Source organism: Halobacillus yeomjeoni, assembly GCF_020171525.1.
Lineage (GTDB): Bacteria > Bacillota > Bacilli > Bacillales > Halobacillaceae > Halobacillus > Halobacillus yeomjeoni.
This window is the reverse complement of record NZ_JAIVAI010000001.1, coordinates 26563-41328: the sequence shown is the minus strand read 5'-3', so window position 1 is coordinate 41328 and position 14766 is coordinate 26563. Positions and strand designations below refer to the sequence as shown.

Sequence of the window (14766 nt, the reverse complement as noted above, 5' to 3'; positions counted from 1 at the left end):
CTCTTCCCTGGGAAAGGGACGAGGTCTTATCGCGGTACCACCCTTGTTGCACAAATTTGTGCCACTTCATTAGATAACGGCTTTTTTATATACCGTCTTCTGATTCATACCAGAAGATAGCTCCAGGTCGTAATTCAAAAACAAATATAGTCTGACTTCCAGCAACCGTCAGCTTTCTGAACCATGGATTTGTTTTCTACTGCAATCCTTCTTTGCTCTGATTATTCAACTATGTAATATTATATTTATCATAAGTTTTACTAAAAAGCAAAGACTGTTTAATCATTGCGTCATTTGGTGGATGTATTGCGACATTTAAAGCGGGGATTGAAGCTTTCGTATCGCCTATTGCGTATTTTGAAAGCATTATTGCGGTATTTCACCCATTTATTGCATAAATCTATGAGACGTTTTCCTTTCTTATGTCCGAACAGTACCGGGTGTGTTATAATATTGAGTGGATTTTTTAGGAGGTATTATTATGTCTGATAACCCGAAGAACGGTCAGAATAAATGGGATTTTACATCCTTATGGCAGAAAGAGAAGATCCAGAAAGGAAGTCGGATCACCTTTGATGTAGTCTGGAATATTTTATTGTTTTTCATTATTATCGGAGTCATCGGTTTATTTTTCGCAGGAGGAGTCGGCGCTGGATACTTCGCTTCTCTAGTGAAGGATGAAACCGTGCGAAGTGAAGAAGAAATGAAGGACAATATATATAATTATGCGGAAACATCCGTCATGTACTTCAACGATGAAAAAACGAAATTAGGGAAAGTGCGATCGGACCTCTACCGTGAAGAGGTCAAACTTAATGAAGTGAGTGATCACTTAAAAAATGCCGTGATTGCTACAGAGGACGAATACTTTAATGAACATAAAGGCGTCGTTCCTAAAGCAGTCATGAGAGCAATCGTTCAAGAAGTGACCAATTCCTCCGTAAAAACCGGTGGAAGTACGTTGACTCAACAGCTTGTTAAAAACCAGATTCTGACGAACGAAGTATCTTTTGAGAGAAAAGCAAAAGAAATGCTGCTCGCTCTCCGTATAGAGCGATTCTTTGAAAAAGATGAAATTTTAGAAGCCTATTTGAATATTGTTCCGTTCGGACGTAATGCAAACGGTCAAAACGTAGCGGGAATTCAAACCGCTGCACAAGGAATCTTCGGTGTGAATGCAGACGAGCTTTCTATCGCTCAGTCAGCCTTCATCGCCGGCCTGCCTCAAGCTCCATTCGCTTACACTCCGTTCCTCAATGATGGCACGGTGAAATCTGAAGAAGGCTTAGAGCCGGGTATCGACCGCATGCATGAGGTATTAGAACGTATGCATGAAGCAGGGTATATTACAGAAGAAGAATACCAAGAAGCGAAAAAATACAAGATTACTAAAAAGAACTTGGCAAAACCTACGAAAACTGCAAACAGTACTTATCCTTTCTTGACTCCTGAAGTGCAGGAACGTGCTGAAGAAGCTATTAAAAAGAAATTGATGAAGGAAAATGGACATACCGAGGAAGATTTGAAAGAAGATGAAGCCCTGGCTGAAGAATATAGGACTCTTGCATCTCGCAGACTAAGCTCAGGTGGTTATAAGATTCATACCACCATAGATAAAGAAGTTTACGACGTCATGCAGAAGGTGAAGGATGACTATGGAAACCGATTCGGCAGGGAGAAGACAGTCTCTTATAAAGTAGATTCAGGCGAAACGGTATCAGAAACGCTTCCGGTTGAAGTCGGCAGCATGGTCATTGAAAATGCGACTGGTAAAATTCTAGGTTTCATCGGTGGTCGGGATTTCGACCGCCAGCAATTGAACCACGCTACGGACGCCTACCGGTCTATTGGAAGTACGATGAAGCCACTATTGGTCTATGGACCTAGCATGGATATGGGGGCGGCTCAACCGGGCACAGTTATAGCCGATGTTCCATATAAATATCCTGGGCTTGATGATTATGTTGATAACTACTCTAAAACTTATCATGGGTTTGTATCGGCTCGTTATGCTTTAGCTCAATCTTATAATGTGCCCGCTGTGAAACAATATGCCAAAATAAAAAACAGAAATCCGGTTAAAAATTACTTGGAAAAAATGGGTGTTTCTAGCCTTCGTAAACATGATTATACTAACTACTCTACTGCACTAGGTGCCCTTGAATACGGTATGACTGTTGAAGAGAACACGAACGCCTATGCAACCTTTGGTAATATGGGTGATTTCGTCGATGCCTATATGATTGAAAAGATCGAAACGAAAGACGGCGAAGTCATCTATGAAAATAAACCAGAAAAAACAAAAGTATTCAGTCCGCAAACAGCTTTTTTAACCCTCGATATGATGAGAGATGTTTTGGAGTACGGGACAGCGCAAAGAGTTAAGAGTCAACTGTCTTATCCTGGCGTAGACTGGTCAGGTAAAACAGGAACTTCCCAAAACTTCAAAGATTCCTGGTTTGTAGCCACAAACCCGAATGTCACGGTAAGTATGTGGACCGGTTATGATAAAATCGCTAAACTGGATTCCGGCTACAGCAGTCGTACTCAAGGTGCATGGGCAGATGTTGTTAATGCTGTATCAAAAATCAGACCTGAATTAATGGTTCCTAAATCGGACTTCAAGAGTCCAGGAGGCATTGTGAGAAGATCGTACTGTGCTACATCCGGACTTCTGGTTTCTGATTTATGTTCATCTGTCGGTTTAGCTAAATCGGATATTTACAACGCTAAATATGTTCCTTCCAAAGTCGATGACAGTCTCATGAGTGGAGACTTTGTAAAAGTGAAAGACCAGCTCGTTGTGGCAGGTCCGAATACACCTAGAGAATTCATCATCGATGGCGGCGGAGTGACACTCAGTCCAGAATTCCTAAAGGAAAACGGGTATACGAGTCCAGCTGTATTAAGAGAATTACTGCCGAACACAAGTAAATGGAAAAATGTAGCGCTCCCTTCTACAGAATCAATCGGGTCTTCCGTATCTACGATTGAAAATGACGGAAAAGCTCCTTCTGCTCCAGGTACAGTGAATGCAAGTGGTTCTACACTGACGTGGAAAGCATCTGCTAGTAACGATGTAGTCGGATACCGTATTTTCCGCGCATCAAAACCTGGTGGGTCCTTCTCATTGTTAGGCAGTACTGTTAAAACATCATTCAGCTTTTCTGGTGGCGAAGGCATTTATGCAGTAAGAGCTGTGGACTACTTCGGCGCTTCTTCAGGTCTTTCTGGTCAAGCTAAGGTCGGAAACCCTGGTGCGCCAGAACCGAAACCAAAAGAGAAGAATGATGACAATTCCGGCAACGGAAGTTCAGGCAATGATAATGGTTCCAGCGGCGGCAATGGCTCCGGTAACGGTAATGGTTCCGGTGGTGGGAACGGCTCCGATGACGGCAGCGGTTCCGGCGACGGCAGCGGCTCCGGTGACGGCAGCGGTTCCGGCGACGGCAATGGCTCTGGTGACGGCAGTGGCTCCGGCGACGGCAGTGGCTCCGGTGACGGCAGTGGCTCCGGTGACGGCAGCGGCTCCGGCGACGGCAGCGGCTCCGGCGACGGCAGCGGCTCCGGCGACGGCAGTGGCTCCGGCGACGGCAGCGGCTCCGGTGACGGCAGTGGCTCCGGCGACGGCAGCGGCTCCGGTGACGGCAGTGGCTCCGGCGACGGCAGCGGCTCCGGCGACGGCAGCGGCTCCGGTGACGGCAGCGGCTCCGGCAACGGAGGCGACTAATTTATAGTAGATGAGCTCGGCCTTTCCAGGGCCGGGCTTTTTTTAATCACTAGAATTTAAAAAATCCAGATATCATGTATAATTGGAAATAGCCATAATTTTCAATCAATCTTTACCAGGTGGTGACTGAATGAAACATGAAAAAAAGTATCATTTTGAGGCGTTCGACTCAAAACAAGGACCAGTAGTAGTCGAAGGCCCTCTTACTTCTGAAGAACTCAGCCAATACACATTTGACAAAAAGCTAACTTCGTTCAGACCCTCAGAAAAGCAATTTGAAGCAATAAAAAGTATCGCTGATTTTGAAGAAGGCAGGATTATCATTGCACGAAACAATGAAAATATTGTCGGTTACGTTACATTCCTTCACCCTGACCCTTTGGAGCGTTGGTCGGAAGGAAACATGGACAATTTGATCGAGCTTGGAGCGATTGAAGTCATTCCTGATTTTAGAGGAGAAAGAATAGGCTCACGTTTATTGAAAATCTCCATGATGGATGAATTCATGGAAAACTATATCATTATTTCTACTGAATACTACTGGCACTGGGATTTGAAAGGAACAGGACTCAACATATGGGACTATAGAAAAGTGATGGAGAAGATGATGGCATCCGGAGGTCTAACCCCTTCACCTACGGACGATCCTGAAATTATCTCCCATCCTGCCAACTGCTTAATGGTTAAAATCGGTAGAAATGTTTCCGAGGAGTCCATAGAAGAATTTGATACACTTCGCTTTTTAACCCGCCATCGATACCGCAAACAGTCAAGGAGGTAGAAAGGCATGTTAGTTGAGGAAATCATGAATAGAGAGGTAATCACCCTCTCCCCTGATGAAACCATTGAGACGGCTTTAAAGCTTTTACACAAACACCATATCCGCCATATCCCCATCGTTGATGAGGAAAACAGAGTCATAGGCATTGTTTCAGATCGTGATGTCAGGGATGCAAGCCCATCAATCTTCGAAAAAGATAACGAACCAGATGAGCTCCAAAACCCTATTCGAAGCATTATGACTACGCCTGTGACAACTGTCCATCCTCTGGACTTTGTTGAAGAACTGGCCTCCATTTTCTATGAACAGGAAATCGCTTGTGTTCCGGTGACTCGGAATGAAGTACTGCAAGGAATTATCACTGAAAAAGACATGTTATACACATTAATTCAATTGACCGGGACCAATGTTCAAAGTTCTCAAATTGAAGTAAAAGTCATTAACAAACCGGGTATTCTCCCGCAGGTAACTCAAGTGTTCGGAAAAAGAAAAGTTAACATCAGCTCGGTTTTAATCTACCCTTACAAACCTGATCCTGATTACAAAATCATTGTTATAAGAATACAAACGATGAATCCGCTGCCGACTATAAGAGACTTGGAAGAGGAAGGCTATGAAGTCCTTTGGCCGAAAGACCCAGGGATGTCATCATGAACTGTAAAGCAGGTTTTGTATACTCAGATGAATTTGTCAATTATCGTTTTACAGATGACCACCCATTCAACCAAATGCGCGTGCTCCTTACAAAAGAGCTCCTAGAGGCTTCACACGCATTGGAGGATAAACTCATTATTCCACCTAGATATGCGACCGAAGAAGAATTGGCACTCGCTCACAGCAAAGCATATATTTCTGCGGTGGACAAAGCAGGAAGAGGATTACTTACAGAAGAAGAAGGGTTGGAATATGGGATCGGCACTGAGGATACCCCTATGTTCAAGGGAATGCATGAAGCTTCTAAGTTACTCGTCGGAAGCACCTTGACTGCAATAGATGCCGTCCTGCAAGGAAAAGTCCAGCATGCGTTGAATTTAGGTGGTGGATTACACCATGGATTTGAACGGAAAGCTTCGGGCTTCTGCATATATAACGATGGTGCAGTCGGTATAAAGTACATACGTAAAAATTACAATTACAAAGTTCTCTACGTGGATACGGATGCACATCATGGAGATGGTGTCCAATGGGCTTTTTATGATGATCCAAATGTATGTACATTATCCATCCATGAAACCGGACGCTACCTCTTCCCTGGAACTGGAAATGTAAACGAACGGGGCTTGAAGGAAGGGTATGGGTACTCATTCAACGTGCCTATCGATGCATTTACGGAAGATGAATCATTTTTAAAAGTTTACGAGACCGCCATGAAAGAGATCGTAGATTATTTCAAACCGGACGTAATTGTGACTCAGAATGGTGCAGACGCTCACTTTCTGGACCCCCTTACCCACCTGAGTTCAACTATGAAAATATATGAAAGAATTCCAAAGATCGCCCATGAACTCGCCCATGAATATTGTGAAGGCAGATGGATTGCACTTGGAGGCGGGGGCTATGACATTTGGAGAGTGGTCCCGAGAGCGTGGTCGCAAATATGGAAAGTGATGCAGGATGACCAACCTTTTGAAGGAATGCTGCCTGAACAATGGGTTCAAAAATGGCAGGACCATTCCCCTGTTCCCCTCCCAAAATACTGGTATGATCCGGAAGGAAGTTATAAGGAGATTCCGAGAAGGAAAGAAATTACGGAAAAGAACGATCAATTACTCGAAAAATCCCTGCAGATCATAACGAATCAAAAGAAATATAATTCCAATTAAAAACTCAGCCACGATTGTGGCTGAGTTTTTAATTACGATTACTATATTCAGGATTCAGTATGACGATTTCAACTCTACGGTTCTTACTCCAATTTTCCTCTGAATTATTCGGAGCCACAGGTCGTGTTTCACCATAAGCTACAGCAGTAAAGCGCTTAGGGTCTAACCCATCTGTATTAGATAGAATATACCGAATCACACTACTTGCCCTGGCACCAGATAATTCCCAATTCGACGGGTACCGATACGTGGAGATTTGACGATTGTCTGTATGGCCTTCAACTTTGACAAAGTTGGGTATGTTGGACAACAAGGTCCCAACTTTACTTAAAAATGGTTTAGCTCCATCAAGGATTGTCGCTTCACTCGTTTCAAATAGAAGCTTCTCTTCTAAAATCAACACGATCCCACGCTCTGTTTGATTTGCAGTAATAATATCGTTCAACTGGTTTTTCTCTAAGTATTCGTCGATCGCCTGCTTCAGTTTTTCCAGGTTCTTCATTTTTTCTTCTTCTATGATTTGTTTCTTTTCAGCGTCTTCCAGTATTTCTGCAGGTGTTTCATATTGATTTTTTTCTTCATCATTTTTATCAATGGTGTCGCTCTCTGCAGGTTGTTTTTGTTCAATTGGTGAAGGATAAAAATCGAAAATCACACGATCACGGAAAGACTCCGCAATGGCTTCAAATTTGACGATATTTATTTGCGACATAGCGAATAAGAGAATAAAGAATACTAGAATCAATGTAATCATGTCTGCGAATGTAGTCATCCATTTAGGAGAGCCTTCGCTCTTTTTTTTCTTTTTCCTAGGCTTCATTGGCCGCTTCCCCTAGAGTTTCTCCTTCATCATCTTCTATAGGTCGGCTTTTATCTTCTTCAGATAAAAATGCACTCAATTTCTCTTCCAAGACTTTAGGGTTTTGACCGGATTGAACACCGATGACCCCTTCAATGATCACTTGTTTCATGAAAATCTCCTGATCTGTTTTGTTCTCCAACTTACCTGCCATCGGAATGAAAAATAAGTTCGCTAACAATGTGCCATAAAAAGTCGTCAATAAAGCTACGGCCATTTTAGGACCTAAAGTTTCAGGAGTAGACAAACTTTGGAGCATGAGAACCAATCCTATGAGAGTTCCAATCATTCCCCATGCTGGAGCATACTCGCCGGCCTTTTCAATGATTGCTCTTCCCCGCTGATGCCTTTCTTCTACTGCCAATATTTCGGCATTCATAATGTCTGTTATCACTTCAGGTTCTATGCCATCGACAGCTAAAAGAATCCCTTTTTTTATAAAGGGGTCGTCAACGCCTTCAATCTCAGACTCAAGGGCGAGCAATCCCTCTCTTCTCGCCCTCTCTGATAACTTGACGAACAGCGCGATTAATTCTCTTAGATTCATATCATTTTGCTTAAAAGCTTCTTTCGTTACTTTAAAAGTAAGCTTGACTTCACTGATATTGAAGTTAACTAAAATAGCTGCAATCAATCCACCTATAACAATGGCGATGGATGACGCCTGAATGAAGGACACAATCCCCCCAAAACCTGCACTGGACATAATCCCGAACATGACCATTGCAAATCCTACTGTCAAACCTATAGGAGTCATTAAGTCTGTCTTTTTCATTGTACTCTCTCCTCAGTTACGTACAGATACATGCTACTTCCTATATCGGTACTATTTCTGCTGAGTTGAGTTTCTTTCAATAATTCGGTGAGGCAAAATTACATTTTGTTCAGTTACCTCTTCTTTATTCATGAATTTCGTCAAGAGACGCATAGCTACGGCGCCGATATCATACATCGGTTGAACGACAGTAGATAGAGTCGGACGTACCATCGTCGCTAAACGTGTATTATCGAATCCGAAGACTTCAAGATCTTCTGGCACTTTCAACCCTTGGTCTTGAGCACCGTGAATGACGCCTAGCGCCATTTCATCAGATGACACAAATACAGCAGTGGCTTTTTCCTGCATCTCGTTCAATTGATCAAATGCTTCGATTCCGGAATCATAAGAATAGTCTCCATTTACAATCCATTTATCGGCATCCTTAATTCCTTTATCTTCCATCGCCCGTTTGTATCCAGCTAATTTCTCATTATTGATAACCGTATCTTCCGGTCCTGATACGAACGCCACGTGCTTGTTGTTGGAAAGCAGCAATTCTGTCGCTTCGTAAGCAGCTTGTTCATAATTGATGTTTACCGCCGGGGTTTCACCTGTTTCATCTACAGTCGCTGCCAATGCTACAGGAACGGAGGCGGATTTAAACGCCTGGATATGTTCATCCGTAATCTTACCACCCATGAAAACAAGTCCGTCCACTTGTTTTCCAAGCATCGCGTTAATCAAATGCAATTCCTTATCTTTATTCTGATCTGAGTTACTCAAAATAATATTGTAATTATACATAGTGGCAATATCTTCGATCCCACGTGCCAATTCAGCAAAAAAGATACTGGAAATATCAGGGATGATCACCCCGACAGTTGTAGTCTTTTTACTTGCCAGGCCTCTGGCAACAGCATTGGGCCGGTAGCCCAGACGTTCTATGGCATCGTGTACCTTCTTTCTAGTTGCAGGTTTTACATTAGGGTTTCCATTTACTACTCTTGATACGGTAGCCATTGAAACATTCGCTTCTCGTGCTACGTCATATATTGTTACATTCATACTATATCCTCCTTTGTCGAATCCTGTAGGACGACTACTTAATAAAATAATCATACGATAGATAGCCTTGTTCCGCAATGCTCGTGCCTATTCTTTGCTAATAGGATACCCATAACATTATAACGAATTACAATTACACAAAAAATAAGTTAGGCTGAATAATTCCAGCCTAACTTATCATACAACGGTTATTTTGTTAATTCATCCATAAAAGTTCGGAATGTCGGGATATCCATCTGCTGCGCAGAATCGGAAAGAGCTACTGCAGGATCCGGGTGAACTTCTGCCATCACTCCATCTGCTCCTATCGCCAAGGCAGCTTTAGCTGCTGGTAATAAAAGATCTCGTCTACCTGTGGAATGGGTGACATCGACCATTACTGGTAAGTGTGTTTCTTTTTTCAATATCGGTACAGAGGATATGTCGAGCGTATTTCTTGTCGCTTTTTCATAAGTTCTAATTCCGCGTTCACAGAGAATTATGTTTTCGTTGCCTCTTGAAATGATGTATTCAGCTGCATTTATGAATTCTGATATTGTTGCGGACATTCCCCGCTTCAATAAAACGGGTTTATTCACGGAACCAGCTGCTTTAAGCAGTTCAAAGTTCTGCATGTTTCGTGCTCCGATTTGAATAACATCCAAGTAATCCAGAGCTTCTTCCAAGTCAGCAGGGTTTACGATTTCACTGACTACAGCCAGGTCGTTTTCGTCTGCCGCCTGTTTTAACATCTTAAGCCCTTCGATTCCGAGACCTTGGAAGTCATATGGCGAGGTACGGGGTTTGAAAGCACCTCCACGGAGAAGCTTCAAGCCTTGGTCTTTTACAGCTTCAGCTACAGTAGAAACCTGCTCGTAGCTCTCGACTGCACATGGCCCCATAATGAAAGTCGGCTTACCATCTCCAACTTTTTCTCCTTTGATTTCTACAATCGTATCCTCAGGTTTTTTCTTTCTGGAAACAAGAAGTGCTTTCCGGTGATCATCTTCTTGTAATTCAAGCGCAGCCTTAAAGATTTCTTTGAATAAATGAACGATGGTCGAGTCTTCAAACGGACCATTATTATGCTGGGATAAGTCATCAAGCATGGCTCTTTCCCTGACAGGGTCAAATCGATTCATCCCTTGCTGTTCTTTGATCTTCCCGATTTCCTTTACTAGATCACCGCGTTTATTGATTAAATTCAATAACTGCAAATTTACCTCATCTAGCTGACTACGTAAATGATCGAGCTGCTGATTACTCATCTTCCTCGTCCCCCTGTGCTTGAATTTGTTTTGAATTTTATCCACTATCTTACGATAATTAGGGACAATTATAGCTAATATTTTACTGCTTGTCATCCCATGAAAGGGCTTACACGAAAAAAGAATAGAAAAATTCACAATATACAAGAAACAGAAGAATTGAGCGAAAAAATAAAGAAGCAGTCTCCCTATAGACTGCTTCTTGTTTTTATTGGGTGGTTACCTTCTTTAAATTACGCTCTGTGATGGACCCATGACTCGCGTTCCACACAGGCTCCTTGCTATTGAATAATAGAACTTGAGGCGACTCATGCCTGATTCCATACTCTCTTGCTATGAAATCAGATAATGGCCGGGATTCCTGCACGTGAAGAATATAACAAGGGATGGAAGAATCTTCGTTGTACTTCACATATTGATTTTTAGCAGAAGCACTGATCGGGCAGGTCAAGCTGTGCTTGAGTAAGAAAAAATCCGTCTCCTTCTCTAACACTTCGTTAAATTGTTCAGTTGTTTCAATTTTTCCTATTTCCATGTTACTCGATCCTCCTATCTCGAAATACACGATTGAATATCTAAACCAAAATGAATGTTAAATGAAAATGGCGGAAGCTGTTAAGCCTCCACCACCTCAGGATTTATTATAGGTTGGATGTTGTTGTTGAACTTTGTTGCTTTTCTAATTCTTGAGCTGCTTCTTCAATAGCTTCCGCTACTTCTTGAGCAGCTTTTTCCGCTTCGTCATCCTCGTTCGTACGGATGTTTTTCACGCGGTCTTGGAAGTATTTTGTTTTATCTTTCACTTTAGCAGTCAAATCTTGAGAGCGCTCAGAGACGTTCTTGGAAAATTGATTAGAAGACTCCACAGCCTTATCTTTCCATTCTCCACTCTTCTCATAAGCAACATCTTTCCACTCTCCAGCACGTTCTCTTAAATCGCCAGAGCTCTTGTTGATATTCTCTCTTAGTTCACGGCCTGATTTTGGAGCGAATAGTAAGGCTACTGCCGCTCCTACCAATCCACCGATTACAGATCCAAGTACAAAATCTCTACCATTGTTTTGATTGTTTTGTTGTTCACTCATTATTTATTCCTCCTTAAGATGATTTAGCTTCTTCTTTTTTTGCTTTCTTCCATAAGTTGATGGCGACCTGCCCCCATTTAATTGCTTGAACGGCAGGATCTGATGGATCTTTTGTGGACTGGGTTAAGCCATTGGAAAGTGACTTAATCGAGTGATTGAAATGTTGCACAGAGTCTCCAATCCCTTTCACCCCATCCACTAAAGTGTTGAGTTTTTGAGATTTTTCGCCTACGTCTTCTGCCAGCTTGTTGGTCTTGTTGAGTAAGGCAGTGGTCTCCAATGTGAGCCCCTCCATCTGTTTCTCAACACCTTCAAGTGTGTCAGCTACATTATTCATCGTACGACGAACTGCTGTAAGTGTCCTTGCCAAAAATATGACCAGGACTGCAAATGCTACTGCTGCGATTAATGCTGCGATATAAAGAAGATCGACCATTCTTCCTGTACACTCCTTCAGTTATGTAATTTCACATCTTAGTAAGTTCCCATTAATGTTTAAAGTTAAACATAATGGTCTTGTTTAATTGGTTATATTCGATACAAAGATTGAAATTTCCTTTAAATTTTTCATATTTTATAGAGCTTATGTGAAAAAAACGTACGGATCGTTTTTAATCCGTACGTTCTTGTTCCCACGTTCAACTTGTGGTTTTACGTAAGCTTTTCATAAGCTTGTTGAAACTTCTGAATGTCCCCTGCCCCCATGAACAAGAGTACACCGTCATTGAATTCTTTGAGCTGTTCGGTATCATCCAAGTGGAGAATATCCGAATCTGGTATCAATTCTTGAAGGTTCTCGATCGTCAGCTTACCTTCGTTCTCTCTGGCCGATCCGAATATGTCACATAAATACACATGATCAGCCAATTTCAAACTCTCCGCGAATTCATTCAAGAATGTTTTTGTTCTTGTATAAGTGTGAGGCTGGAAAATAGCAACGACTGGCCGGTTGGAATATTTTTTGCGGGCCGTGTCGATCGTCGCGGTTATTTCGATTGGATGATGAGCATAATCGTCAACGAGAATCTGCTCATTCCATTCCTTTTCTGTAAAGCGTCTCTTCACACCTTTAAAAGTAGCAAGTTTACGTATTTGTTCAGTGGACATATTTTCATAATGACAAATAGCTATTACGCTTAATGCATTCAAGACGTGATGGTTTCCATATTGAGGAATTAAGAACCTGTCATAAAATGTCCCTCTTACAAATACGTCAAATTCCGTTCCTTCAGAGGTTTCCTGTATATTTTTCGCTTGAAAATCATTGGTGTCTGCCAAACCGTAGTATAATACAGGGACGTTGGCTTGGATATGCTGCAGGTGCTCATCGTCTCCACAAGCGATGATGCCTTTCTTCACCTGCTTAGCCATTTCCTGAAACGCCTGGAAAACGTCTTCTACACTACTGAAATAATCTGGATGATCAAAATCAATGTTTGTCATGATGGCATAATCGGGATGATAGGCAAGGAAGTGTCTCCGATATTCGCATGCCTCAAAAGCAAAGTATTGACTGTTTTCATGCCCTTTTCCAGTTCCATCTCCAATCAAATAGGAAGTAGGATAATTTTCGGAAAGAACATGTGCTAAGAGACCGGTAGTCGAAGTTTTTCCATGTGCTCCTGTTACGGCAATACTTGTGTACTGCTGCAGCCATTCACCTAAAAACTCATGATAGCGATAAAACGGCAATCCGAGCCTGTGGGCTTCCTGAATTTCCTCATGATCATCACTGAAGGCATTCCCTGCAATAACAGTAAGTCCCTCCTGGATATTTTCTTTAGAAAATGGGAGAACATCAATATTCTTTGACTCCAATACTTCTTGGGTGAAAAAGCGCTTTTCTACATCCGATCCTTGTACTTTCTTACCAGAATCGTGCAAGATTTGAGCTAGTGAACTCATTCCTGTTCCCTTGATACCAATGAAGTGGTAAATTGTCATAAACAAGAACCTCCAAAATAAAGTGGGTCACTTTAAGTATAGTATATGTAACAAACGTTGAGATGCGATTTGAATGTCTCCATCATAACAAGATGATGGGACTACAAAAGTTATTTTACCACGGAAAAGAAAAGAGAAAAAGAAATCCTCCTTCCTAAATCGAAAAAGAGGAATTTCAACATGAGGAATACGTTGGATAGGATCCGGAGAAAAAACAATCGTAAACCCATAGGGTCTTGTTCAAGTTTAGAGAGAAAATCGACATAAGCCTTTAAAAGAGCCGACAAAAAAAGAAAAGGCACGAACGAAAAGCTTCGTATGTGCCTCTTATAACAGAAGAACTTAATCTATTTGATATTCCACATATTCTAAGCGAGGATTCGGCTTATATCTGCGGCCTTCTTTAGCTTCTGGTTCACCATCAATAAAAACGTTATCTCCCGTGAAACCAATTCCGATTTTCAATAAGCTTCCTCCGACACCATATAAGTCCACCGGAACTTTGTTTTGTTCAAAAGAGCGGATCCGATCCTCAGTGAACCCACCGCTTACTACTATCTTCACATGTTTAAATCCTTCTTCATCCAGTGCTCGGCGAAGTGCAAAAATCAGTTCAGGGTTTACACCACGAGGGTCGAATGTTCCCATAAGGTGTTGATTTCTCAGGAAATATTTATCCACTAAGTTTCTTGAAGTATCAACACGGACCCCTTTAAGTTGATCACCAAACTCCCGGGCCACTTTCAAGGAATCTGTGATGACATCATTGTTATAATCAACTAACGCAATCAATTGATCTTTAGGGAATTGATCTTGATAAGCTTTTGTAGCCGCAACAACATCTCCCTTGAACATTTGAATGAGTGCATGAGGCATCGTTCCCATTCCTTCTTTACCCCACCATTCATTCATGGCATGAGTGGCTTGAGCTGTCGAACCACCTATGAACGCAGCATATCCGTCTCCGGATTGTTGAGTAAAGTGATCATCACGATCTCCCATAAAAATAATCGGTTTCTGCCTGCCGGAAGAACGTGCAGCTTTCACGACGTTGTAAACGTTTGTTGCTACAGATGTTCTTCTCGCTAATATCCCATCAATTATTCCTTCCAGGAAACCGAAGTATTGATATGGACCGGTAATCGTCAGAACAGTTTCATATGGATTAATTTTATCTCCGTCTTTAAGAGAATGGATTTCAAGTTCTTCCGGATGATCGGCGAAGGTATGGATCAAAGCGATCGCTTCATCGGTTCCACACAACACCGCTTCACTTTTTTGAAAGAATTGCATCGTAACCTTGTTATCAGGAAGGTGTTTCTCGACAATATCCCTGGTTTTCAGAAAATAAACCGCAGAAAACCAACCTTCGGCTACACGTTCGTCAAATTTAAATGTCTTATTAGTCAAACGGCTGATTTCTCCGTTTAATTTACGTTCTATTTCCTTCATGACTTTACTCCTTAAACAAT

The 14766-nt window shown here is 42.0% G+C and carries 13 protein-coding genes and 1 other annotated feature; of the genes, 4 read left to right on the top strand and 9 right to left on the bottom strand.

Going from position 1 to position 14766, the window contains the following annotated elements; genetic code table 11:
* Window positions 1-11 precede the first annotated feature (11 nt).
* Window positions 12-222, bottom strand: a binding site (T-box leader).
* A gap of 259 nt (window positions 223-481) precedes the next feature.
* The 4 genes from LCL89_RS00200 (at window position 482) to LCL89_RS00185 (ending at window position 6334) form a co-directional block, all read left to right on the top strand.
* Entirely contained in the window at window positions 482-3730 is a 3249-nt protein-coding gene (locus tag LCL89_RS00200; RefSeq protein ID WP_224807046.1) for a transglycosylase domain-containing protein, read from the top strand.
* A 130-nt stretch (window positions 3731-3860) separates the two neighbouring features.
* A complete protein-coding gene (locus tag LCL89_RS00195) occupies window positions 3861-4511 on the top strand; it encodes a GNAT family N-acetyltransferase (protein ID WP_224807044.1) in 651 nt (216 codons plus the stop codon).
* 6 nt (window positions 4512-4517) lie between these two features.
* Entirely contained in the window at window positions 4518-5165 is a 648-nt protein-coding gene (locus tag LCL89_RS00190; protein WP_197316732.1) for an acetoin utilization AcuB family protein, read from the top strand.
* Entirely contained in the window at window positions 5162-6334 is a 1173-nt protein-coding gene (locus LCL89_RS00185) for an acetoin utilization protein AcuC (protein WP_224809493.1), read from the top strand. The genes LCL89_RS00190 and LCL89_RS00185 overlap by 4 nt, the downstream gene beginning before the upstream one ends.
* Before the next feature lie 28 nt (window positions 6335-6362).
* Here the strand turns inward: LCL89_RS00185 and motS are convergent, their stop codons facing one another.
* The 9 genes from motS to LCL89_RS00140 all read right to left on the bottom strand — a co-directional run bounded on the left by motS (window position 6363) and on the right by LCL89_RS00140 (window position 14746).
* Window positions 6363-7154 (bottom strand): flagellar motor protein MotS, encoded by a 792-nt coding sequence (gene motS, locus LCL89_RS00180; RefSeq protein ID WP_224807042.1) that lies wholly within the window; start codon window positions 7152-7154, stop codon window positions 6363-6365.
* Complete coding sequence (motP, locus tag LCL89_RS00175; protein ID WP_224807040.1) at window positions 7144-7968, bottom strand: flagellar motor protein MotP; 825 nt, start codon at window positions 7966-7968, stop codon at window positions 7144-7146. The genes motS and motP overlap by 11 nt, the downstream gene beginning before the upstream one ends.
* Window positions 7969-8019: 51 nt before the next feature.
* Window positions 8020-9018, bottom strand: coding sequence for a catabolite control protein A (gene ccpA / locus LCL89_RS00170; RefSeq protein ID WP_224807038.1), 999 nt, complete (start codon window positions 9016-9018; stop codon window positions 8020-8022).
* 188 nt (window positions 9019-9206) lie between these two features.
* Window positions 9207-10265 (bottom strand): bifunctional 3-deoxy-7-phosphoheptulonate synthase/chorismate mutase, encoded by a 1059-nt coding sequence (locus LCL89_RS00165; RefSeq protein WP_197316737.1) that lies wholly within the window; start codon window positions 10263-10265, stop codon window positions 9207-9209.
* Between the two features lie 208 nt (window positions 10266-10473).
* Window positions 10474-10800, bottom strand: coding sequence for a bacillithiol system redox-active protein YtxJ (gene ytxJ / locus LCL89_RS00160; protein WP_224807036.1), 327 nt, complete (start codon window positions 10798-10800; stop codon window positions 10474-10476).
* Window positions 10801-10906: 106 nt separating this feature from the next.
* Complete coding sequence (locus LCL89_RS00155) at window positions 10907-11350, bottom strand: YtxH domain-containing protein (protein WP_197316739.1); 444 nt, start codon at window positions 11348-11350, stop codon at window positions 10907-10909.
* 13 nt (window positions 11351-11363) lie between these two features.
* Window positions 11364-11786 carry a DUF948 domain-containing protein gene (locus LCL89_RS00150; protein ID WP_197316740.1) on the bottom strand — a complete coding sequence of 141 codons (423 nt, stop codon included), beginning with the start codon at window positions 11784-11786 and terminating at the stop codon, window positions 11364-11366.
* A 215-nt stretch (window positions 11787-12001) separates the two neighbouring features.
* Entirely contained in the window at window positions 12002-13294 is a 1293-nt protein-coding gene (murC, locus tag LCL89_RS00145; protein ID WP_197316741.1) for a UDP-N-acetylmuramate--L-alanine ligase, read from the bottom strand.
* A gap of 342 nt (window positions 13295-13636) precedes the next feature.
* Window positions 13637-14746 (bottom strand): nicotinate phosphoribosyltransferase, encoded by a 1110-nt coding sequence (locus LCL89_RS00140; protein ID WP_197316742.1) that lies wholly within the window; start codon window positions 14744-14746, stop codon window positions 13637-13639.
* Window positions 14747-14766 lie beyond the last annotated feature (20 nt).